The following is a 24,918-nucleotide window of genomic DNA, read 5'->3' as shown; positions in this document are numbered from 1 at the left end:
AAGGATACTCATCTAGAGTAGCTGGTTGGTTAGTTTAATTATCTGATTAAGTTACCCATGATTTATGTTGAAATGATAGTAATGTCTGAATTGGTTGCTGAGTAAAGTCTCTGCTTTTTCAGGATTTTTTTGTTTGATCATTCTTTATTATTTCTGTTTGAAATGTAAGCTTGTCGGCTACTTTAAAGTTTATATGGATGGTGCTGAGGTTATCAATATAATTTATGAGTTTTGGTTTAGTAAATATCTATCTTTTTGTCATGATTAAAACCAATTTAGTAACTTAAGTTTTGTGTTGCTATCAATATGATAATGGTATTATTTGTTGGACTCCAGGTATGATGGGATGGAAATGACTGAAGGCTTTTTTACTTGTAGATAATTGGGTTTTATCAAAATGTTGAGTGAATAACAGTGAAGTGTATGTTATTTGTTGATCAGAATTTTTTTATAAAAAATCGGGCATACTAATGTATGCCCGAGGCTTATGCTGATAATTCAGCTGTTACCATTTATAGCCAACACCAGCGTTGAAACCAGTTTCATGGCCGGTGGTGGATACGCCTGCACCCCATGAGAATTTACCGGTGTTATTGGTGGCTTTGTAGTTGATGCCGACAGCGGTATAGCCATGGTATGAACCCATACCTACGCCTACGGTCTGTTCACCTGCATTAAGCTGTGGCAGATATGCGCCAGACAAGGCCATGGCCAGTGCGGTACCAGAGTAGGCGCGACGTTCGACGTGCTGAACACGATCGTTGACATAGCTCAGATTACGGTTGATGTTTTCCATCTGGGAATTAACACCTTTAAGCTGGGCAACGTTGACTGCATCGGTGTCTGCTGTACCGGCAGCCACGCCAGTAATCTGGCGGTAAACGCCTTTAGATGCATCTCCTACGGACACAGCTGCTTCGGTGCTGGTGGTGGCCATAATGGCTCTTGCCTGCTGTCCGGTAGCCGTTACGGGTATATAACCGCTAATGCCGCCGGCTGTGCTGGCTACTGAGTTGGCTCCCAGTGCGATACCGCCCGCCTGTGTGACACTGGCATGGTTGCCGATGGCCACGCCGCCAGCTGTGCCAGCTGATGCTTGTGACCCAATGGCTATGGCGTCATTACCACTAGCTGAGGCTGCGCCACCGATGGCAACTGAGTTGGTGCCACTGGCTGAAGCGACGCTCAGGGTGGAGTTAACTTTGGCGTATTTGCTGCCTCCGTTGTACAGATTGGTTAAGGCATCACCGACATTATTGGCAGTTATTGTGCTGCCATCTGCGGCTGTGGTGCTGTAGCTTGGCGCATTGAAGCCGCCGTTACCGGCACGTGTAACCGGACTGTAGCTGGCATTGCCTCCCAAGCTGGCAGCCACGGCAGTCAGTGCATCTGCTGTTGAAGTAGACAATTTTTCGGTGTCTGCAATCGCTTTGTTGGCTTTATTGGTGGCTTCCGCGATGGCTGCATTATTGCCGCTGCCGCCCTGATTGGTTAGCTTCTGGTCAAATGCTGTCGACAGGGACTGAATATCGTCCTTAAAGTCATTTCGCATCTTCCACAACTGGCTGCCATTAACGGCGTCTTTGGAGTCCTTATTTTCATCACCAACTGCTACATTGGTAATTTTCTGACCGCTAGACGAGCCACGACCTGCATCGTATACGGTACCATTCCACTGTAATGCGTTTTTCTGCAATGTTTCCAGTGAAGTGGATAATCCTGCCGGTACGTTGCCTGTAGCAATAGTTAGCTGATCCTGAAGGCTGGAGAGGCTAGTTGATGTGCTTGTAGACAGGGAGTATAACTGCCGTCCATTTACTGCCTGATTTGAGTCGGCAGATATGGTGCCATCTGCAACGTTGCTGATGGTTTTTTCATTTCCGGCTCGTGTCAATGAATAGAGGCTATTGATCTCGTCATCGTACATTACGGCGTGTTTTTTTACATATTCGAGTTCAGATTTGGTATTAGAGAGATCTGAACTTACAGATGCAATTTGTTTGGATGTTGTGGCCATATTTTCCTGAGTGGTGGAAATTAAGCCCTGAACGGTCTGCATTTTTTTGTTGACTTCATCCAGATTCAATTTGTTCTGACTGGCAATATTTTCCACAGAGGAAGATACTGAACTCAGAATAGAGGTTGACAGGCTGAATAGCTGTCCGCCGTTGACGGCATCTGTTGAGTTTTGCGTAACATCACCTGAAGCCACTTGGAGAATTTTCTGTGCAGTACCGGAGCCATGGCTGGCATCGTAACCTGAACCATTCCACATTAAGGCGTCTTTTTGCAAAGTACTGAGGCTGTTGGATGTGGTGCTCAATCCTGTAGCCAGACTTGAGATGCTATTGCTGATATTGGTGAGGTCAGTGCTGTTTCCAGATGCAATGCTGGACAGGCTTTCACTGAAAGAAGATGAAAGCGAGAATAGCTGGCTACCGTTGACAGCATCAGTAGAATCTTTGCCGACTCCTCCGGCTGCTACATTGGTAATCCTTTGGGCACTGTCTGAACCATGGCTGGCATCGTAAGCATTACCTTTCCATTGCAAGGCATCTTTCTGCAATGAATTGATGTTGTTTGCTGCGGTAGACAGACTATCGGCCAGTGTCGAGGTGGATTTGAATACATTATCAATGCGTAAATTGGTTGTACTCAGACCGGTGGAGAAGGTATTAGATAAGGTATTAGACAGATTATCCATTCCACTGATGGTAGCTGTGGAAAGAGAATATAACTGTCCGGCATTGACAGCATTGGTGGAATTTTCGCTTATATCACCAGCTGCTACGTTAACAATCCTTTGTGCATTGCCAGTGCCGTGGCTGGCATCATAAGCAGCACCATTCCACTGTAAAGCATCTCTTTGTAATATGCTAATGTTATTGGCAGCACTACTAACACTTGAACTTAGTTTGGAGAGGTTGTTGTTAGTGGTGTTTAGATCATTACTGTTTCCAGCTGCCATGCTGGTCAGACTATCATTGAATGATGATGACAGTGAATACAGCTGGCTGCCGTTTATGGCATCAGTAGAATTACCATTGACGTCACCCGTTGCCACTTTGGTAATCTTTTGTGGAGAGTCTGTGCCGTGGCTGGCATCATAAGCGTTGCCATTCCACTGCAGAGCATCTTTCTGCAGGGTACTGATGTTGCTCACGGCAGTAGATAAATTTCCGGCAATGGTTGAAGTGGACTGCGATATCATATCAATGCGGGTTTTAGCATAGCCAAGGCCGGTAGAAAGGCTGTTACTAAAACTATAAGCAAGATTATCTATATCGGTATTGGTAGACGTAGACAAAGAGTAAAGCTGTCCACCGTTTACTGCATCGGTAGAATCTTGGTTGATGTCGCCGGCAGCTACATTAATGATTCTTTGAGCAGTACCGGAGTTATGGCCAGCATCAAAGGCGGTACCATTCCACAGTAACGCATTTTTTTGCAGGGTACTGATGCTGTTTACGGCAGAAGACAGATTGCCGGCAATGGTTGTTGTAGACTGAGATACTGTGTCTATACGGTTACTAGCTGTATTCAGGCTGGTGGTAAGAGTATTCACTGCATTATTCACTTGCCCCAGACCGCTAGAAGTAGAACTGGAAAGAGAATGCAGCTGGGCACCATTAACGGCATCAGAGGATGTATCGGTTACATCACCAGCAGCTACGTTTGTAATCTTCTGTGGATTACCAGAACCATGGCTAGCATCGAAGGCGGAACCGTTCCACTGTAAGGCATCTTTTTGTAAGTTGCCGATACTATTGGCGGCAGAAGAAAGACTCCTGGCAATAGTTGAAGTGGACTGAGATATTGTGTCAATTCGTCCTTGAGTGGCAATTAAAGATGTACTTAGCTGATCGATTGTATTGTTGATATTTCCAATATTACCGCCTGTTATGTTATTGATGCTGTTGCTAACCGTAGTGGAAAGAGAATATAGCTGTCCGCCATTGACTGCATCAGTAGAACCCAGACTTACATCACCGCTAGCGACTTTGGTAATTTTCTGTGCCACCGATGAACCATGGCTGGCATCATAAGCAGCACCGTTCCATTGCAGAGCATCTTTTTGCAAAATAGTAATGCTGTTGTTGGCAGTAGACAGATTACCTACAATTGCTGTGGTGGACTGAGATAAATTATCAATGCGAGAGATTACTGTACTCAGATTACCAGAAACGGTGCTGGAAAGAGAAAACAATTGTCCGCCATTTACGGCATCGGTTGATTCTCTAGTCTCTTTACCTGCTGCTACCATGGTGATTTTTTGTGCATTGCCAGTACCGTGACTGGCATCATAAGCATCATTATTCCATTGCAGCGCATTTTTCTGTATGTCAGTGATATTGTTCATAACACTGGATAGATTAGTCTGAATCTGGCTGGTCGAATTGGAAAGAGCATTAATCTGTAAGTTGGTGTTATTTAGTGCTCCGGTTAGATTATTCACCGAAGTGGACACCGTACTTAGAGAGCTATTGGTGCTATACAACTGACTACCATTCACGGCATCGGTAGAATTCTGATTGATATCACCTAGGGCAAGATTAGTGATTTTCTGCGGACCATCTATACCACGGCTGGCCGTGAAATTGCCATCTTTCCACTGTAATGCATTTTCCTGCAGGGTGCTGATGCTGGTATTAACAGTACTTAGATTGTTGGACAACATAGTAGTTGTACCACTAAGTGTGTCGATACGATTAATCGCACCATTTAGTTTTCCGGTCAAATTGCCGACGGAGGTAATGATTGAGCTTACGCTGAGGTTGGTATTGTATAGTTGTCCACCGGTTACTGCATCGCTAGAATCTCTATCAATTTTTCCAATAGCCAGATTGGTGATTTTTGTGTATTTAGCATCATAATTTTCACCGTTGATAAGTAAAGCATTTTGCTGCAGGCTATTAATTTTGTCCGTAGCAGTGGATAAACTGCCGGAAATTCTGGAAGTAGAATCTGCGATACTATTGATTCGTATAGCATTGTTGTTCAAGCTGTTGGTTAAATCAGCCATCGAGTTTGTGATAGTAGTTATTTTTGTATTGGTTTCATAAAGCTGACTACCATTAATAGCTTGCGTTGAAGTAGGTGACACATCTCCATTATCAACATTTATCAGTCTCTGTGGTTTACCATCTCGCAGCAGATCGTAAGCACCGTAATCAGTATTCCATTGAATAGAATTGTTTTTGAGTGTACTGAGATTATTATTAGTAGTGCTTAGGCCTTTGTTTAAGGCATCGATATTATCTGCCAGACCATCGATTTTGCTCGTGGTATTCCGGACAGTGCTGATTGTAGTAGACAAAGAGCTGATACCTGTTGAAGCCGAGCTAGACAATTGGAATATCTGGCCAGCATTGACAGCGTCGGTAGAATTGGGGGCCAGAATACCAGTTGCAATATTGGTAATTCGTTGTGGTGATCCGCTATCGTGACTGGCGTCATAGGCTATACCATTCCATTTTAGTGCAGAAGACTGCAATGTATTCAGACTGGCACCAAATGTGGCAATGGAATTATTTGCCTTTTCCAAGGTTGCATTGGTTGTATATAACTGCGAAGCATTGACAGCATCGGTAGAATTTGCGCCCAAAGTACCATTACTCACATTGGTAATCTTCTGTGGTGTACCAGAATCATGGCTTGCATCATAGGCCGCCCCATTCCACTTAAGAGCAGAAGTCTGCAATGTGCTTAGACTGCTTGAAATGTTGATTATGTTATTGTAATTGTTAAAATTGGATGTAGAAACCGAAGACAAAATAGAATTAGTGGTGTAAAGCTGGCCAGCATTAACTGCTTCATAGGAATTAGCTGCTAGCTGTCCGGGAGCTACATTAGTAATCCTTTGTGGGGCTCCTGAATTATGACTTGCATCATATGCAGACATTAAGTCGTTCCACTGTAGGGCATTATTTTGTAATTTGTTTGCAGAAGCAGTAACTATATTTAAGGAGTCGCTAACTGTAGATAGACTTAAGTTAGTGGTATATAACTGGTTTCCGGTAACTGCATCTGAAGAATCTACATTCAGGGCTCCGTTTGCTAAATTGGTGATTTTGTATCTAGCACCTTGGACGCCGTGGCTGGCGTCATATCCAACCGTTCCATCCTGATAGCGCTTCCACTGCAAGGCATCTGTCTGCAAATTATTAACAGTTGTAGATACATTATTTGCAGATGATGATAATGAAGTAAGGATGGAGTTGGTTGTAGACAGCTGACTGCCGGTTACTGCGTCTGTAGAACCGGCTAATAATGAACCGGCTGCAACATTGGTGATTTTTTGCGGTGCACCGGAACCATGGCTGGCATCATACGCACTGCCATTCCATTGCAGGGCATCTTTTTGTAAAGCAGAAACATTGGTATTTAATGTGTTGATGTTGTTATTGACGTTACTAAGGTCACCTGCTTTGCTTAAGGTAGTAGAGAAAGAATTCAGTGTGGTAGAAGTTAAAGTAGAAATACTGTAAAGCTGTCCGGCATTAACTGCATCAGTAGAATTGGCTGCCAGGTCGGAAGCAGCAATATTCGTAATTTTTTGAGCGGTGCCCGAACCGTGACTCGCATCATAAGAAGAGCCATTCCATTGCAAAGCATCTTTTTGTAGGTTTGTAATTTTATTGTTTAGTGTACTAATGCTTGTGTTAGCGGAACTTAAATTAGTGCCTAAAGATATGACGCTGTTGCTTAAAATGCCAATGTTGGAATTAACATTGCTTAAATCTCCGGCTCGCTCTAATACTGAGGAAAGGGTACTTATGCCCGTCGAGGTTGATGTAGATAGAGTATAAAATTGTGTTCCATTGATCGCATCTGTAGAATTAAAGGCTACAGAACCAGCAGCAACATTAGTAATTTTCTGAGCTGAAGTAGTGCCATGACTGGCATCATAAGCATTGCCGTTCCACTGTAAAGCATCTTGCTTCAGACCGGAAATATTGTTGGTTATGGAGCTGATATTGGTATTGATATTAGTCAGGTCACCGACTTTACCCAAGGTTGTAGACAGCGAATTCAGCGTTGTGGAAGTAGATGATGAAATACTGTAAAGCTGACCAGCGTTGACTGCTTCAGTAGAATTGGCCACTAGTTCGGCTGCAGCGACATTGGTAATTTTCTGAGCGATGTTTGTACCATGACTGGCATCATAGGCAGAACCATTCCACTGTAAAGCATCTTTTTGTAAACCACTAACATTCGTATTCAGGGTGCTAATGCTGGTATTAGCACTGGTCATTCCGGTGTTTAAAGTAGAAATACTATTGTAAGCTGAGCTTAGGCTGGTAGATGCAGAGGAAGACAAAGTATAGAGTTGTCCGCCGTTGACAGCATCTGTGGAAGATGATGTGACAGATCCGGCAGCAACATTAGTAATTTGCTGAGCAGCATTCGTACCATGGCTGGCATCATAGGCAGAACCATTCCATTGGAGTGCATCTTTCTGCAGACCGGATACATTTGTGCTAAGCGTGCTGACGCTATTATTCAAAGGGGTTAAATCGGATGCTGCATTGATTGCAGTAGACAGACTGGTGAACCCATCCGAAGTATAGTTTGCAAGATTTTTTAATTGGGCAACGTTAACCGCATCTGTATCGGCTGTACCAGCTGCCAGACCGTTAATCTGGCGGGTAATCTGAGAAGTTGAATTACCGATGGCAACCGCAGCTGCAGTACTTTTCCATGTTGCAGACTGATTAGTGGTATTAGTATTTTTTCCAGAGGGGTCAAAGCCGACAACACCGGCATCAGTATTGGCCAGAGAATCACTACCCAATGCCACAGATTTTTCTAGAGTGGCATTGGCATTGGCACCTACAGCAGTTGCGCTGTCTTTCTGTGCCACACTGCTCAAACCAACTGCTACACTGCCGATACCATCGGAAGTTGCTAGTGACCCCAGTGCGACTGCTGAAGTGCCGGTAGCCTGTGAACCAACGCCCATTGCTATTGAGGTTATTCCAGACGCCAGAGCAGCGACTCCATATGCCTGTGCGCCACCGGCTGTAGCAGTGGCATTATTCCCGAAAGCAGTAGAGTAGTTACCTGTGGCATAAGATCCGCAGCCAGTTGCAAAAGAATAGACGCCGTAAGCTACTGGCATAACATTAGAGTCTCCTCCGGTAGGTGTACCCATAAAACCGCTTGAACCGCTTGTTGTTCCGTTTGTTACGCCGTCACCATTCCAGTTTTGTTGACCGTTACTCGTGCCGTAAGGATTAGTGGTTACAGTACCTCCTAACACGGTTTTGCCGGTAAAGGATGAATTTTGTACAAAACGCAGGTACTCTTCTTGCGCTGAGATGCCAGTTTGACCTATATTTCTACGGCCATTCACTTTGTCTGCACCACACCAGTCATCATCGCCTGCAAGAACAACGCTACCATGGCTTCCATTTGAATATAATTCAGTTGCGGCGCTACTACTTGGATTTAACCCACCTGTAATGGCTACGTTTGCTGCTGTAGCTGGTGTAATGAGATGCAATTGCAGCATAAGTGCGGTAAGCGTAAAGCTGACAATTTTTTTCAGTCCACATTTATTCAGTAATCTTTTACACAAGGGAAGATCAGAGACGATATTCGATTTTGTATGGCTATTTGCTAATTCTGATGCTGCTACCCATGTTTGTGTGTGTTCATTCCAGACATTACGATATACCTTGTTCATAGGTGACTCCTGATTTTGATTAATTAACTAACAAACAAACTAAACCTCTTATTTAAATTTCTTTTTCTGCGGTGTTCTGTTGATACCTACAAATAAAACTGTAAATCTGAAAACAAATTGCCTGTATTGCTATCCATTAATCATTAATTAATAATTAATGGCAGCTTTGATGGCAGATTACGCTTGAAAAAAAGATGCTTATAAGTTCTTAATTTTTAATTATTTATATTTTCGGAAGAATGGTTGATTTAACCTAATGTTGTAACTATTTAATATAATGGTATTAATTCAGACCTAATTTTAATATTTAAATTAATTAATTAACAAATGTGGATATTTAAAAAGAGAAATTAGAATAGCTGAAGCACAGGTGGTTATGCTGAATTTGATTAATTTTTGATTTTGCAGACTATCTATATGAATGTTTGTAAAAAAATATCACTTCTAAAAATAAATATTCTAAACATAAGTTATGTTTTTTGCGTGTTTTGGTGTTGTATTCTTAAATATTTTAGATTTTTTATAAATGATTTAATGTATGAGTTGTTTTATGTCAAAAGTATAATTTATTACTGTTTTGTGAATTGGTTTTATTTTAGTTGTTAGCTTGTTTTTGTTAGGAACGGTGTTCTATAAAGTATTCTGTGTAGTAGGTTATCTGCGTCGATCTGCTTTTGGCAAAATATGATGGTATTTAATTGTTTTGTTGTTGAACACTACAGGATAGATATTAGTAGATGTTATGCCAGCAGTTTTGCTTTCTGCTGGCGCTGTATTTTGCAGCTAAACACCTAGTGTGGCTCCGCCATCTACCACAATTTCCTGCATGGTTATCTGAGCTGCTTCGTCGGAAAGCAGGAAAGATACGGTATTGGCTATGTCTGCGGGCTGAGCTAGCTTTCTGAGCGGAATACCGAGGCGATATTGGCTTAAATCGCCATCAATAATGCTGGCCGGTGGCTGGTTATCTGGCCAGAGTTGCTGCTGCATGGCGGTGAGGGTGGAACCAGGGGAGACGATATTAACGCGGACGTAAGGGGCGACTTCGAGTGCCAGATTGCGACAAAAATGGCTGAGCGCGGCTTTGGTGGTGGCATACAGACCGAGCTGGGTACGAGGCATGCGTGCGCTGTTGGAGCTGATGGTGACGATGCTGCCTTGCTGCTGCTGATAGAAATGGCGTGCCATATGCTGGCTGATGGATACGGGGCCAAGCAGGTTGACATTCAAGCTGGTTTGCCATTGTGCCTGTGTGGCGTTGAGCAGTGATGTGAGAATGAGCATGCCGGCACAGTTGACGAGTCCGGTGATGTGGTGTTGGACGATGAGGGTGTTGAGTAGGATCAGGGTTTCTTCACAGGCGCTGATATCTTGACTTATACCAATCCAGCCGGGTTCATAGGGCGGTTCAATCATTTGCTGTATCGGCCAGCTTGCTGGCGCGGGCTGTTTGTCGATACCGATTACTTTGTAGTTTTGCTGAAGAAGCCGGAGGGCTACGGCTGCACCGATGCCTTGTGCGGCACCGGTGACGATAATGGTTGGCTGCATGTGGTTCTCCTCGAGTTATTAAAACTGAAATACGTTGAGCATGGTTTGCATTTTGGCTTCGGTTTCAAGCCATTCGGTGGCGGCATCGGAGCCCACTACGATACCGGCTCCGGCATAAAGGCGAATTTTGTTTTGGTTGAGCAGGCCATTACGGATGGTGACGACCCATTCGCCGTTGCCTTCGGCATCCATCCATCCATTGAGCCCGCTGTAGTAATGACGGTTGTAGCCTTCATGGCTGAGGATAAATTGTTTGGCTACTGGGGTGGGTGTACCACAGACTGCCGGTGTGGGATGCAGATGCAGTGCAAGATTCAGGGCATCAGGGGCGCTGGGTTGCAGCTGTCCCTGAAATACGGACGACAGGTGAAACATGGTGGAGGTGGTAAGAATGTCTGGCGTTTCTGAGGCGCTGTATTCATTGCAGTATTTGCTGAGCTGATGGCGAATGTTGTCGATGACAAACTGGTGCTCGTACCGATCTTTGGCTGAGTGATACAACTCATTACGGATGCGGTTGTTTTCTTCTGTATTGCTGCTGCGCGGACGAGAGCCGGCCAGTGGGTTGCTGCGAACTTGTTGCTGCTGGCGTGAAAGCAGGAGTTCGGGGCTGGCGCCAAAGATGTACTGGTTATCTTCAACAGGTATCAAAAAGCTATAGGCATCGGGATTTTGCCGCGTTAGGGTGGTGAACAGTTGTTCGGGGCTGTGCTGTCGGTTGAATTCGAATTCTGTGGCCTGTGATAACACAATTTTCTGCATATTCCCGCTGTTCATGGCTTTTAAGGCTAGCTTGACGCTGTGTTCAAATGCCGGACGTTCAACCAGTTTTTTCTGATGCAACATGGTGTTGGGTGCTGCTGTGTGTGCTGGTTGTTGAGCTGAGTTTGGTGTGGTCTGCTCAAATTCGCTGTAGAAATTAAGGGTGGCATTTTGGTTGGTGTCAAAGGGGATGGCACCGATAAGAATGGGGTGGGGATACCCTTGGGCTTTGATGAAATTGAAACAGTCAGTTATCTGCTGGTTAAAAAGGGTATCGGAATTCACGGGCATGTGGATTTGGTGAATCAGATGCTGTGCACAGATGTGGTGATTTCTGCTGGCGAAACAGGCCAGTTGATTCTGATAATTTGAAATCAGGGACTGGGAAGCGCTGGATTTTTGTGTCGTCATTTGGGTTACCTGTGGGGTTGATACTGACCGTGCTGTAATTAAAAATTCAGATAAATCAAGCTATGTAAGTTTTGTTATATTAATGCAAACAATTATCATTATCAATTAATATGTGTTTATTTAGCTGGTTTGATTATGTTTGAAGAAAAACTGCCACAGGTTGGTATCAGATGCAGGCGAGGGTGATGATTTCCTGTTGGCTGAAGCGGTAATGGACAATAACCAGTTGCGGTGCTGCTGGCTGTGCGTGTACCTGAAAAATAAGCTGGTGGCTATCGGCGGTTTGGTAAGTAATGGCACTGAAACTGATGAGGTGCTGATATCGGTGAAACCAAGCTTTGATGATGCTTTCTTTGGCCGAAAAGATTAGTAGTGCCTGCTGTGGGCTAATCTGCGTGGCAATGAGCTGCTGTTCGCGCGGATGCAGAAAAAGATTCAGCCTATTTGGGCGAGTATCTAGGTTGTGTTGATGTTGCCGGTGTTCGATGTCGATACCCATATAGGGCTGTGCAGGCTGTATTTTTTGTACGCTGGCTACGGCTGTGCAGTGCCGGGCATAAATGCTGTGGCTGATACTGCCTTGGAGTGATTCAGGAAAAAGCGGTTCTCCGCAGGTACCAGTGGCAAGGGTGATATGCCGATAGCCAAATGGCTGTAATGCATATTGTGCTGCCAGCCGTCCAGCAACGAATTCGAGTTGGCGTTTGGGTCGGCTGTGGCGGATGGGTTCAGGCAATAAAATGCTGTGTGACTGGCATAGCTCATGCAGTACCGTTGTATCCAAAAAGGGTATGCGAATCTGATGAATGACACTGTGGCCGATGTTTAAGGTGCGATGGCTGAACTTTATCGTGGCAGAGGTGTTCCTTCCGGACGTATTTGTGTTGCTTAGGGTATTTTCTTCTATGTGCATAGGGCTCAGCTTTGCCGGATGTTAATCTGCGCTGCTTTTTTAAAGCCTATTTTATCCATCGCTATCAGGACATATTCAGTGTCTGTGTAGGCTGCCACGGGGCAGAGCTGCGATGAGATACGAATATTAGGGTAGTGCATTGCTCAAGTATGGTGTTTATCAGTTGCTGTTCAGTATGTTCATCCAGAGCTGAGGTGGCCTCGTCGAGTATCAGTATAGGAGCGTTTTTAATCAGGGCGCGGGCAATGGCCACGCGCTGCTGTTCACCGCCAGACAGGGCTGAACCTTGTTGACCAACGCTTTGATTAATGCCGGTTTCTGCACGGTCTATCACGGCACCGAGCTGGCATTTTCTGGCAATGGCTTCGATTTCGGCATCACTGGCTTCAAAGCGGCCGATGCGGATGTTTTCAGCCAGTGTGCCGGTAAAGATGATTGGGTTTTGGGCAACATAAGCCATGTTGTTTACCAGTGTTTGATAGGTCAGTTGTGGCAAGGGGATGCCGTCCAACCGGATTTCGCCCTGTGTGGGATCGTCAAATCGCATGCACAGTTGCAGCAAGGTGCTTTTGCCGCTGCCGCTGATACCGGCTACATGTAGGCGCGCGCCGGCTGGTATATCTGTAGTCACAGCTGTGGAACTGGGGGTGGCAACGATGTTGTGCAGGCTGAGGCGGGGCTGGTGTGGTGTGCGGGTTTCGGCTGCTTCAGGCAGTACTGGCGGATGAGTAAGCTGCTGGAAATGGCGTAGTGTGGTGATTAAGTCGTTGATACTTAATCCAGCCGTGGCCAGTGCACTTAATGGTGCGCCGGCGCGTCCCATCAGCAGTATGGTGGCCAGTATCAGGCGTTCATCACTGATGCCGGACAGGATGCAATACAGTGCCATGCCGGCCATGGGCAGGACGTTGGCAATAGTGGTTATCAGGCTGACCCATGCGGCGCTGCGGTTGATTTTATTCAGTAGGTTTTCCTGCTGTGTCCATTTTTGCTGAATGGAATCGAGTGCACGGGCTGGGCTGGCGGCGGTGCGCCGCAGGGTGAGGTGCTCAACCAATTCGATGGTTGCGGTGGTGCTTTCTAGCTCGGTCTGGTGGCGGCGGGCATCAGTTTTGTTTAGGTCATACTGTGCCCACAACTGAATGGCAAAGGCGATGGCAATCATGGTTAATGCAACCAGCATGGTACCGGCATCGGCTACGAACGCCAGCCCGATGCAGATAAACAGGGGCAGACAGGGGGCATGCAAAAATGTTTGTAGCTGGTGCGCCGGTATGCTCATGAAGTTGGGAATTTCCTGTCCGGCGGTTTTGCTGAGCACGGCACGGCGCTGGTCGTTAAACCAGGACAGTTTGGCGCTAGACAGGGCGTGTCCCAGTGCAGCAAATAAATCACCGGCTAGCCGTACGCCGGTTAGAAAACCGTTGCGGGTGACTACGATGGTGATGATGCTGGCCAGCAGAGCGCTGCAAAGTACCCATTTAGGCGATTGCTGGTTGACGATAGCCAGTGCCAGTAAGGTATAGGCGTAAGCTTCTGCGGCGGCAGCCAATATCCAGCCGATGCTGACAATCAGCAGGCGAGGTCTGGTGGCCGCGGGAATTACTTCTAGTAGATGTGGTTGCTGCGTAGTGGTGGTGTTCATGCCGCGCTCCTGCCATGAGGTAATACCAGTTGTGCATCCGCCTGTTCAGCCAGTGCTTGCTGATGGGTGACCACAACGATAGTTTTGTGTGTGCTGTGTGCCAGTTCGCACAATGATTGAAAAACTGCTTGTGCATGTTGCTCATCAAGTGCGCTTGTGGGCTCATCCAATAGAATAACGTTGGCTGGACTAAGAAAGGCACGAGCTATATTCAGACGTTGTTTTTCTCCTCCAGATAGACTGCTGGCTGGTGTGGCTAAATCTGTACTCAGCTGTGCTTTAGCCAATGCCTGTTGCATGGTTTTTTGGCTGGCTTGCGGTGCGGTCAGTGCTAAGTTGGTGTGTACACTGCTGTTAAGTACGTCGTAGCCTTGCGGAATCAGCAGTATGTGTTGGTGAATGGTTGTTTCATGTAAGGCAGTAATATCGGTCTGACCCAGTTGAACGGAACCGGCACTCAGGGTAACCAGTCCAGCCAATGCATTTAATAAGCTGGTTTTTCCGGCACCACTGGGGCCAGTGATGGCGGTAAGGGCACCGGCGGCAAAGGTATGGCTAAGATCCTGCCATACTGGCTGGTCTTGCTGGAGTAGGGTGGCATGGTTAATAAGTAGTATGGGCGGGTTTTTAATGGCGTGGATTTTGCCGCGCGGCAACAATGGCTGTTGCAGAAATTCTTTTAGACGTCCGGCAGCAGCACGTCCAGTGCGGATATAGTCGACGCTATGTCCGAGGCGTAATACCGGAGTGACGATAGCCAGACTGAATAGTAGGGTGGCTGCCATTGTGGTGGTATCCGAGGTGTAGCTGACCCAATAGGCAATGGCAAAAGTAGCTACGGCCTGAAGCAGAGCCACAGCGATGGCAGCCGGTGTAGCGACTTTGGCGACCCAGCGTACCATGTCCTGGGTGAAGCGTTCGGTGGATTGTGTATAAGCCGTAAGGGCGCTGGAGTGCTGGCCGTAGATGCGGTATACGGGAATGCCGCGTACATATTCATCGGCTTTGTTGATGATATTCAGCATGACTTGCATGCGGGCGTGTCCATCACGACGGGTCATGTAGGGCAGCAGAAGTAGATAATACAGGGAGGCGATGACACCGGGCAGCAGTACCCAGATGGCGGACAGGCCGTTGAAGTAAAACAGAACAATAATGGATAACAACGGGATAACGGTAAAAACTGCAATTTCAGCCGGCAGATGCGCAAGCATATGGTGCAGGCTGCCAATGTCGTTGGTCATCAATTGTTTGAGTGTCTGCTCGTTCTGTCTGGCCAGTGTATTCATGGGTAGGCGGATCAGATGCTGCGCGACACTGCGGCGTAAGACAGCGGCAAAGCGGCTTTCTGCTTGATGGGCTATCCAGGCAGACCAAGCTGTGAGTACGGCACCTGCTGCCCAGCACAGCAGTGCGTATTCGAGCCAGAGCCAGCGGCTATTGCCGATGAATTTCACCACAAACCATAATGCAGCCAGCATGGCAATACCAGCCATCACCGCGATGGCGGTACCACCAATGAGACCGGGTAAGGCAACGCGCCATTGCTGAGCCAGATTCGGGGGCGCGTCGTGGCCAGACAGGTGTGAATCATTCATGATTTGGTTTCCTATGGCTGTTTGCCAGTGTTTTGCTTGTGTGGTTAGAGGTTTTAGACCATGGCTGCGGTCTGCTCTGCTTCAATCAGGCGCCACCAGTTGTTTAGTGTGGGCTGCTGTCCCAGTGCTTCGAAGCCGATTTGGATGTTGTGCTGCTTGAGTTCGGCGGCAAACTGCATGATGCGTAATGAATCCAGTCCATACAGAATTAAGTTTTCTTCGGGGTCTATCGGTTCGGACGCTGTTTCGAGCAAGGTCTGAATTCTGTGTGTCAACCATGCACGTGTCAGTCCGTCGGTTTCGGGTAGTAAGGCGGCAGTGGTGGTCACCTGCCCGCAGCAACCAGCTACGTATTCCAGTGCATAGAGGTGTTGTTGCAGGGAAAAATCAGCTAAGGCATCAGCCACAAAAAAAGCCTGAATATCCTGCATAAAGGCTTCGGCAGCAGTAATCATGCAGCCAATATGCGCGTATACGCCACCGATAATCAGCTGGTCGCGCTGCCATTGCTGCATCAGAGTATGTAATTCGGTACGCTGAAAAGCGCTATAGCGCCATTTGGTCAGTACGGTATCTTGCGGCAGCGGCGTGAGTGCCGCCACGATGTGCTGTTCTTCTGCCGCGGCGGTGGTGATACCCGGCCCCCAGACATCGGTGAGAAGCGCACGTTCCTGCGGGCTCTGTTGGTGTGGCTGGGCGGTATAGACTACGGGTATCTGCAGTTGTGCCGCCCAGCTGCGCAGACGGTGTAAGTTCTGAATCATTGTCTGTATCAGCGGACTGTCAGGCTGATAAAAATTCAGAAAATATTTTTGCATGTCGTGGATTAATAGCACCGCGCGGGAGCTGTCTGGCACCCAGGTGGTTTTATTCTGCGGCAATTGGGTGACTTCCGGCATGGGATAATCGGTAACTTGTCTAATCGTCATACTGTTTCTCTCGTTCTCTCAGGATTAAATCATCAGGCTGGATGATGCTGTAGGCTTTCGCGCAGGCGTTTTTTATCGGTTTTACCCACGGCTGTGAGCGGCAGACTGTCTATCATGCACACCTGATCGGGCAGTTTGTAGTGGGCAATGCCCAGATTGAGCAGATGGCGTTTCAGGCTCAGTGCGGATAACTGCGGATTGTGTGACACAATAAAGGCACAGCTTTTTTCACCAAAACGCTCATCGCTGACGGCCACCAGTGCCGCAGCGCTGACATCGGGATGGGTAATCAGCAGTTTTTCAATTTCTTCGGCGGCTATTTTTTCGCCACCGCGGTTAATTTGATCTTTTACGCGTCCGACCACTTTTATATAGCCATTACTGTAACGTTGCACTAAGTCACCCGAGTAGTAGAAACCTTCAGCATCAAAAGCCTGAGCGTTGTGTTCTGGACTCTGATAATAGCCACGAAAAGTATAGGGACCACGTGTTTTGAGCATGCCGGTTTCACCGTCCGGCACGTCGTTGCCGTCTGCATCCACTACGCGTACTTCATCATCTGGACTGATGGGACGCCCCTGTGTGCTGACAATCAGCGCCTCGGTGTCATCCAAACGTGTGTAATTTACTAATCCTTCAGCCATTCCGAATACTTGTTGTAACTGGCAGCCAAATACATGTAATACCTGCCGTGCCACAGACTCTGGAAAGCTGGCTCCGCCTACCTGAATGAGCTGCAATGAACGGGTTTTCAGCCGTTCTTGTTCTGGCTGCTGCATCCACAGGGATATGGCACTGGGCACAAGGGCTACCATGTTGATCTGATGCTGCTCAATCAGTGCAAAGCAGTTGGCCGGTTCGGGACTGGGCGCCATCACCACGCAGCCGCCGGCATGAAATACGCCTAGAGCGCCGGGTGAGCTGAGGATGTAGTTGTGCGGAGCCGGCATGGCACAGAGAAAACGTGTGTGTGCGCTCAGGCGGCAGATTTCGGCACTGGCGCGAACGCTGTAATCGTAATCATTATGGGTGCGCGGAATGAGCTTTGGCGTACCAGTGCTGCCTCCAGAGAGCTGGAAAAAGGCAACTTCATCCGCCGGCGTGGGGGCAAATTGGCTATAGGAGGCGGGCGGATTGCTGTACCAATCGGCTAAATTCTGGTCACTCTCAAGCGCGTCCTGCATTAGAACGAATTCGGGAAACAGGTGTTGAGCGGACAAGTGTTGAAGAAACTCGTTGTTGTTGAATACTTCATGTCGGCGGGAGGCAATCAATAGTTTGGGTTTTATCTGGCGGCAAAAACTGCCCAGTTCATGTTGGCGATGGTTGTACAGAGCATTCAACGGGACGATGCCAGCTTTAAGCAGTGCGAAAAACACAATATAAAATTCGGCGCAGTTCGGCAGCTGCACCAGCGCTGTGTCACCGCTGGCTAATCCTTGTTCCATCAGTCTGGCGGCCAGAGTATCTGAATAATGATTGAGTTCCTGATAGCTGATGCGGCGCTCTGCACAGATAATGGCGGTGGCTAATGGAGACCTTTCTGCCGTTCGGGTCAGTACACGAGTTAACGGTTGATCCAGCCAGTATCCTTGGTCTCGGTAACGGCGGGCAAATTCTTCCGGCCAGTGTGTGAAGCTAATCATTTATCAGCCTTTTGTGCTTAACCGGCTAAAGCAGGCAAAGAGTGTTGATTTATTGTTACTTTATTGCTGCTGCAACGTTCTGTTGATTGTCTGCTCAGCGGTTTCTGTTGATGAGTTTACTTTTGTTTTTAATTAAACAAATGAAACTGGTAATCATTTTCATTTACATGTATCATCGTCAAAAATCGTAAATTTGTCAACAGAGTAAAGAAATAATGCGTGAACTTACTTCAATGCAGGCTGCATGCTGGTTTGGGCGGGCGCATGGTGCCATGCTGGGTGGTGTGGCTGCTCATTTGTATACCGAATTCAATGGCAGCCATATCGATGCAGATAAACTCAGGCATGCTATCGAAAATCTGTACCGGCGGCATGAGCTGCTGCGCCTGCAACTTAATGAGGCGGGAGAGATTAGTTTTTGGGATGAACCGCCGGAAAATGTTTTGGAAATAGATGATTTTTTACATTTATCTGCGGCACAACAGCAACAAATGCTGGAACGCAAACGCCGGCTTTGGACACATCAGCAGCTGAATCTGGCAAAAGCGCAGACAGCGCGCTTTTCGCTCAGTCTGCTGGGTGCCGATGCGTTCCGTCTGCATATCGATACCGATATGATTGCGGTAGACCCGTCCAGTTTTCGCATCCTGATGGAAGATATGGCGCAGTTGTATGCAGATGGCGGAGCAGTGTTGCCACCGCCTGCATCTTTTTACGATTGGCGTTGCAAGTTGCAGCAAAACCGGTATGAACAGCAACAGCAGCAGCGTGCCCGTGCATGGTGGCAAGCGCGCATTGCCGCACTGGCACCGGCCCCGACTTTGCCGTTGAAAGAAGTTGCTGAGGCAGCGGCGCAGAGTATGCGGCTGAGTGCCACCCTGGACGCAGCGCAAAATCTACAGTTACGGCAACTGGCGCGTCAACATGAGTTGACTTTTTCCGCACTGATGCTTGGGATTTTTACCTATACACTGGGCAAGAAAACCAAAGATTTAGCTTACCGGCTGAATGTGCCATTTTTCTGGCGCGAACCCATCGTGCCTGATATTGAACGCACCATCGGTGATTTTGCCGATATGGTGTTGCTGAACATTGATATGACTTCTGCCTCCAGTTTGTCTGCATTCTGCCGGCAGGTGGCAGCAGAATGGCGTCAGTGTCTGGATCACCGGCAGTTTAGCGGCGTGAATGTGATGCGGCGTCTGTCGCGCCATCACACCACCCCGCAAATGTCACCGGTCGTATTTACTGCCGCAGTGGATATGCCTGAAAAAAATCTGTTTTCCAGCCGTGTACATGAGCTGTTTGGCAGCATGGACTGGTGTATTTCTCAAGGGCCACAGGTAGCGCTAGACGCCCAGTTTGTCCAAATACAGGATAAGCTACTGATAAACTGGGATGTGCGTTTAGATGCCTTGCCGGAAGACTGGGTAAATGAACTATTTACGTGCTGTTTAACTCTGCTAAATACCTTGATTGCGGAGCCAGAGCGCTTTACCCAGCCGTTGCCAGCACTCAATCAGCTGCTGTATCCAGATGAAAATAATGAGAATGTCATTACTCTGAATCCTTTGCAAAAAGCCTATTTACTGGGGCGCAGTACCACATTTGCGCTGGGTGGCGTGGCTATGCAGGAATTTCGTGAATATACCGGTACATTGGATTTACCGCGCTTTCGGCAGCGTCTGGCTGATATGGTGCAGCATCATGCCAGTCTACGCACCTATATCGATGCCAGCCGTTGTGTCCAGCGTGTGAGCCAGCAGGCAGTGATAAATCTCACTGAAATCAATTTGTGTGAAGACGAGCCAGCAGAGGCTACAGCAAAAATCGATGCCTTGCGCCAGCACTATCAGCAGGCCATATTTGATTTAAATGAGTCACCATGGGATATCACTCTATTTCAGTTAAAGCATGAGCAGTTTGTGCTGTTTGCGCGCTTTGATGCATTGATTCTGGATGGACGAGCCATTGCTGAATTGATGCGGGAATTGTTTACCACGACGCCCTTGCCGGCTATTGGCATGTCGGAAAGTGTAGCGCTGCCGGATAAATACAAGGTGGCTCAGGACGCAGCCTACTGGCAGCAGCGCCTGCAAGCTATCAACTCAATTGCGCAACTACCATGGAAACAGCCTTTGGCCACACTGGTGACTTCACGCTATGTGCGCCAGAGTGCAGCTGTATCCGAACCCGTCTTTCGCGCCTTATGCCGCATGGGCGCTCAGCAGGGGCTGTTTAAGAATTCCTTATTAACGGCGCTGATACTGGAAGTACTGTCACGCGGCCAACAAACAGCAGAATTGCTGTCTGTGGCGGTACCGGTGTTGCCCTTATATAAGGGTGCATTGTCTAATCAGTCCACATTTATTGTCTCCACATGGGAAGCAGAAGCCGGATTCATCGAACAGGCCAAAAAATTACAATCCGATACGCTCGAGGGTTTGCAGCATCTGGCGTTTTCTGGTGTGGAGCTGGCGCGTATGCTATTTGAGCAGCATGGACAGGCACCGGTTTTGCCGGTAGTGATTACTAATGGTCTGTCATGGCCAACGTTACCGGCAGATATTCCGCTTCACTTTGTCAATGGTCTGACCCAAACACCACAAGTAGCCATGGATATCCGTTTTATGCTTGGCGCGGATGGCGCATTGGTGTTTAACGTTGACTATGCTCAGGAAGCCATCAGTGATGCAGTTGTCAGAGACTATCTGGAAGCATTAGTAAGTGTTTGCACTCAGGTGGCAGCTAGTGGGCTGGTAAACATCGAATCCATTTTGCCGCCGCCGCATTTTCTGAATGCACAACAATCGGCTGTTATCTCCGCGCAGCATCAGCAACTGATGCATATCTATCGTGAAACTCTGAATATTGCTCCAGAGTGCGTAATTCAAATATCGCAACCATTCACCCAGCTGGGCTTGCGTCCGGCTCATGTGAAAGCCATTACCGGCCAGATAAATCAGACATTCGCACTGGCTTTGAATCCACGTCAGCTCATTGGCTGCCGCAACATTGAGGAAGTGGCGCAACTGATTAATACAGCCATGGCCATGGCGTAAAGATAATACCCGCAGTAAACATTTGAATATTGTCTAGTTAACATAGGGATGAAATAAACATGGATATGAAACAAACCGATCTGGCTGGTATTGGTATCGGCCCTTTTAATCTGGGATTGGCTGCTTTATTGTCACGTCATACCGAAGTCAACGCAGTGTTTTTGGATAAAACCCCCACCTTTCACTGGCATGCGGGACTATTAATTCCTGGTACCACCTTGCAAGTGCCGTTTCTGGCCGATTTAGTGACCATGGCCGATCCGTGCCATCCCTTAAGCTATCTCAACTATCTGCATCAGCAGCAACGGCTGTATCTGTTTTGCTATTACGACCGCTTCCTGATTCCGCGGCAGGAATATGATGATTACTGCCGCTGGGCAGTCAGCCAGCTACCGTCCTGCCATTTCGACGCCTGCATCACCGCAGTTAATTACGACCGCCAACAGCAGAAATTTATTATTGAAAGTGAATCTGCCGCAGGCGAAAAACAAACGTATTGTAGTCAGGATATTGCTATCGGCGTGGGTACTCGGCCTTATGAACCAGACTGGTTGAAAAAATCCAACCATCCTTTAATTCAACATTCCACCCACTTTCTTAGCATGCAGGAGCAGTTGCAGCAATGTAAGCAAGTTACTGTGGTAGGAGCAGGGCAGAGTGCCGCAGAATGCGTGCTGGCACTGTATCGCGCCTTGCAGCCGGAGCAAATCAAAGCCGGTGCCTCTATCCGCTGGATTACCCGCTCTGCCGGCTTTCATCCGATGGAATTTTCTAAGCTAGGACAGGAATGCTTCACACCGGTGTATATGCAGTATTTCCAGACGCTGACCGCACAGAAACGGCGGGAAATCAGCGCCAATCAGGGACAACTATACAAGGGCATCAGCTTTACTACCATTGGCGACATTTATAATTTGCTGTATGAACGCACCATCGCTGGTGCGCCTGCTGGCCTAAGCCTATATTCCAATTGTGATGTGCAATCGGTGGAAGTACAGCCGTCCGGCGTGATAAACATGACTTGCCTGCACACCCAGCTGAATCAGCACAAAACCATCCAAACCGATGCTATCGTTGCCGCCACCGGCTACAGCCATCAATGGCCGCAATGGTTTGAAGATTTAAAAGGTACGGTGCTGCAAACAGATGACCAGAATGATTATTTAATCAACGAAGACTTTACCGCTGTTCGCTGCGATGGTGGCAAAGGCCGAATTTTTATTCAGAATGCTGAAATTGCCAAACATGGTGTTGGGTCGCCTGATTTAGGTATGGGCGCTACCCGTAATGGCGTAATTGTCAATCAACTCTTGGGTAAAAACTACTATCAGGTACCTGAATATTCAGCTTTTCAGCGCTATGGTTTACCAGAATAAAATTCATAGCCAAAAAAATCGCCTGCGGGCGATTTTTTTGATGGCTGGTAGGAAATCAGAAATCGTATGAACCCGATACATAGAATGTACGTGGTGCTCCCAGCGATAGATTCGACAGGCGTGGCATGCCCCAATAAGCTTTATTGGTAAGATTCTTCACTTCTGCGCGTACCGTAAACGGATGGCCGGATACTTTAGCGTTATAGCGGGCACCCACATCATAGACAGTGTGACCGCCCACAGATAAGGTATTTTCCTGATTTAGGTATTGCTTGGATACAGCGGTGGCGTTGGCAGATAGGGTCACAACACCAGCAGCGGCACGGATATCCCATTCTGCACCCAGCTTGCCCTGAACCTTGGCCACACCAGTGGCCATATTGCCTTCATTGTCTCGTTTGGCTAGCCGAGTGAGCTCCGGTTTAATGTAGCTGGCACCCCCCATCAGACGAACATTTTCAATCGGCGAGGCAATGAAGCTCCACTCAATACCACGGTTGCGCTGCTGGCCACCAGAGGTAAACATATTGGTGACCAAATCCGTATAACTGCTGGGTTTTTTAATGGTGAACAGGCTGATTGTTTGTGACAGCTTGTCGTAATCAAATTTAATCCCCAGCTCAGCCTGCTTGGTTTTATACGGTGCAAATACTTTCGGGTAGTTGGCCGCCGTAATTGGCGCCGAATCACCCTTTGTCAGCCCTTGTATATAATTACCATACAGCGATATATGGTCATTGGCTTTAAAGAGCAGTGCTGTACCGGGCGTTAAAGCATGTTTTTTGTAATGAGTCATCAGCGTTTTATAGCCGGGAGAGAACATATCGCTTTTCACCTCCTGATAACGCAGCCCCAGTGTTAGTTGCAGTCTTTCATCCAGAAAAGACATGATATCGGCCGCTCCATAGCTGGTGAGCTCAAGCGTACTGACTGAAATCGGTGGTTTATTGAACGGTACCGTTTTGCCCCATTTGGGGTGATACATATTGGTAATCCAGTCAGCACCGGCTACTCTTCTCACCCCGTAATCATGCTCATCATGTTTGTAATAAGTGGTATTCATTACCCACTGATGTGCCACCGGACCGGTATTGAATTGACCTTTCAAACCCACGTCTGCGGATTTTTTATCCACATCGAATGCTAGCTGGCCAATCATCGTATTGATGGTGCCTTTATTGTCCAGCAGCTCAGAAGAAGTGGCACCGTTGTATTCATATTTGGTTTTACTGCGACCAAACGCTGCATAAGCCGTGATGTTATCGTTAAAATCATATTCAGCCCGCATCATTGCACCGCGGTCTTTATTGCTGACATAAGACCAGTCGGGATTGACCAGCGTTTTCGGGTTTGGCGGTGCAGGAACATCTTTTATCTTGCCCAGATTGATCCCCCTCACTACGCCATCCACACGGTCATTAGCCATATACACATCGGCTGAAACTCTGGCTCGGTGGCCGCGCCAGTCCATTCCTATCGAACCAAGCTGCGTTTTCAGATCCTGCTGCCTCACCGGTCCGGAACCATCCTGATACACACCGTTGACACGGATACCAAACTGTTTGTCCTGACCAAACCGACGGCTGGCATCAATCGTGCCGCCCCATTGCGAATCAGACATATAGGTAGGTGATATTCGCAGCAGCGGTTCATCTCCGGCGCGTTTGGATACCAGATTAACCGTACCCGCCACCGAACCGGACGGCGGCATACCATTCAGCAGCGCAGAAGGTCCTTTCAGAACCTCAATCCGTGAAAACATGGCCGGTGGCGTACGGTAATATGGCGCAATACCGAATAACCCGTTCATCGACATATCATTGGTATCAGACTGAAAACCACGAATATAGTAATTTTCACTCCAGCCGCCAATTGCCCCATTGGTAAAAACAGATGGGTCGGTAGCTGCAATCACATCTGTAATATTGCGTGCCTGACTGTCTTCAACAAATTTATCCGTATAGCTCACCGTATTAAACGGCGTTTCCATTGCTGTTTTATTGCCAAGAAAACCAATACGACTGTTTTTAGACACATGGCCGCCGGGGTAAGTGCTACTTTGTCCTGCCTCAACCACCACTTCGGCCAGGTTGGCTTCACCGGAAGGCTGTGCCTTAGTAGTAGAAGCTTTCCTCACCGCTGCTTTAGCCTCATCATCAGCCGGTTGAGCATACAGCACCGGCGCATACATCAGCATGGCACTGGCCATACTCAGTAGCAGCGCTTTGGGTGCAAAAGCAGCAGCTTGTAAGCCACGGCTATCGCGTTTCTGGGGCGCAGACAGGCCATCCTGCCTGCGGTGATGCGTGTGTTTACCCATCAATTTCTCCTGAAAA

General features: G+C 47.6%; 11 protein-coding genes. 2 read left to right on the top strand and 9 right to left on the bottom strand.

Annotation, left to right across the window (positions count from 1 at the left end; all coding sequences use genetic code 11):
* Window positions 1-505: 505 nt before the first annotated feature.
* The 8 genes from J3U64_RS08360 to J3U64_RS08325 all read right to left on the bottom strand — a co-directional run bounded on the left by J3U64_RS08360 (window position 506) and on the right by J3U64_RS08325 (window position 18,144).
* Window positions 506-8,689, bottom strand: coding sequence for an ESPR-type extended signal peptide-containing protein (locus J3U64_RS08360; protein WP_267408907.1), 8,184 nt, complete (start codon window positions 8,687-8,689; stop codon window positions 506-508).
* A 783-nt stretch (window positions 8,690-9,472) separates the two neighbouring features.
* The gene (locus J3U64_RS08355; RefSeq protein ID WP_267408906.1) at window positions 9,473-10,240 is read right to left on the bottom strand and encodes an SDR family oxidoreductase; all 768 of its coding nucleotides are present in this window, start codon (window positions 10,238-10,240) and stop codon (window positions 9,473-9,475) included.
* Between the two features lie 18 nt (window positions 10,241-10,258).
* Window positions 10,259-11,413, bottom strand: coding sequence for an isochorismate synthase (locus J3U64_RS08350; protein WP_267408905.1), 1,155 nt, complete (start codon window positions 11,411-11,413; stop codon window positions 10,259-10,261).
* 166 nt (window positions 11,414-11,579) lie between these two features.
* Entirely contained in the window at window positions 11,580-12,326 is a 747-nt protein-coding gene (locus J3U64_RS08345; protein WP_267408904.1) for a 4'-phosphopantetheinyl transferase family protein, read from the bottom strand.
* A 64-nt stretch (window positions 12,327-12,390) separates the two neighbouring features.
* Window positions 12,391-13,971 carry an ATP-binding cassette domain-containing protein gene (locus J3U64_RS08340; protein WP_267408903.1) on the bottom strand — a complete coding sequence of 527 codons (1,581 nt, stop codon included), beginning with the start codon at window positions 13,969-13,971 and terminating at the stop codon, window positions 12,391-12,393.
* Complete coding sequence (locus tag J3U64_RS08335) at window positions 13,968-15,569, bottom strand: ATP-binding cassette domain-containing protein (RefSeq protein ID WP_267408902.1); 1,602 nt, start codon at window positions 15,567-15,569, stop codon at window positions 13,968-13,970. Before J3U64_RS08335 ends, J3U64_RS08340 begins: the two co-directional genes overlap by 4 nt.
* Window positions 15,570-15,622: 53 nt before the next feature.
* Window positions 15,623-16,498, bottom strand: a complete 876-nt coding sequence (locus J3U64_RS08330) for an isochorismatase family protein (protein ID WP_267408901.1) — start codon at window positions 16,496-16,498, stop codon at window positions 15,623-15,625.
* Window positions 16,499-16,530: 32 nt separating this feature from the next.
* Window positions 16,531-18,144, bottom strand: coding sequence for a (2,3-dihydroxybenzoyl)adenylate synthase (locus J3U64_RS08325; protein WP_267408900.1), 1,614 nt, complete (start codon window positions 18,142-18,144; stop codon window positions 16,531-16,533).
* Between the two features lie 215 nt (window positions 18,145-18,359).
* Between J3U64_RS08325 and J3U64_RS08320 the strand changes: the two genes are divergently transcribed.
* Both J3U64_RS08320 and basC read left to right on the top strand, forming a co-directional pair.
* Complete coding sequence (locus tag J3U64_RS08320) at window positions 18,360-21,206, top strand: condensation domain-containing protein (RefSeq protein ID WP_267408899.1); 2,847 nt, start codon at window positions 18,360-18,362, stop codon at window positions 21,204-21,206.
* A 59-nt stretch (window positions 21,207-21,265) separates the two neighbouring features.
* Window positions 21,266-22,582 (top strand): putative histamine N-monooxygenase, encoded by a 1,317-nt coding sequence (basC, locus tag J3U64_RS08315; protein WP_267408898.1) that lies wholly within the window; start codon window positions 21,266-21,268, stop codon window positions 22,580-22,582.
* 55 nt (window positions 22,583-22,637) lie between these two features.
* Here basC and J3U64_RS08310 read toward each other — a convergent pair whose 3' ends face one another.
* Complete coding sequence (locus J3U64_RS08310; RefSeq protein ID WP_323811401.1) at window positions 22,638-24,902, bottom strand: TonB-dependent siderophore receptor; 2,265 nt, start codon at window positions 24,900-24,902, stop codon at window positions 22,638-22,640.
* Between the last annotated feature and the right edge of the window lie 16 nt (window positions 24,903-24,918).

The sequence above is a fragment of the Snodgrassella sp. B3800 genome (assembly GCF_026535865.1).
GTDB lineage: Bacteria > Pseudomonadota > Gammaproteobacteria > Burkholderiales > Neisseriaceae > Snodgrassella > Snodgrassella alvi_E.
The sequence above is the reverse complement of the archived record's forward strand: the minus strand, read 5'-3'. Positions and strand labels throughout refer to the sequence as shown.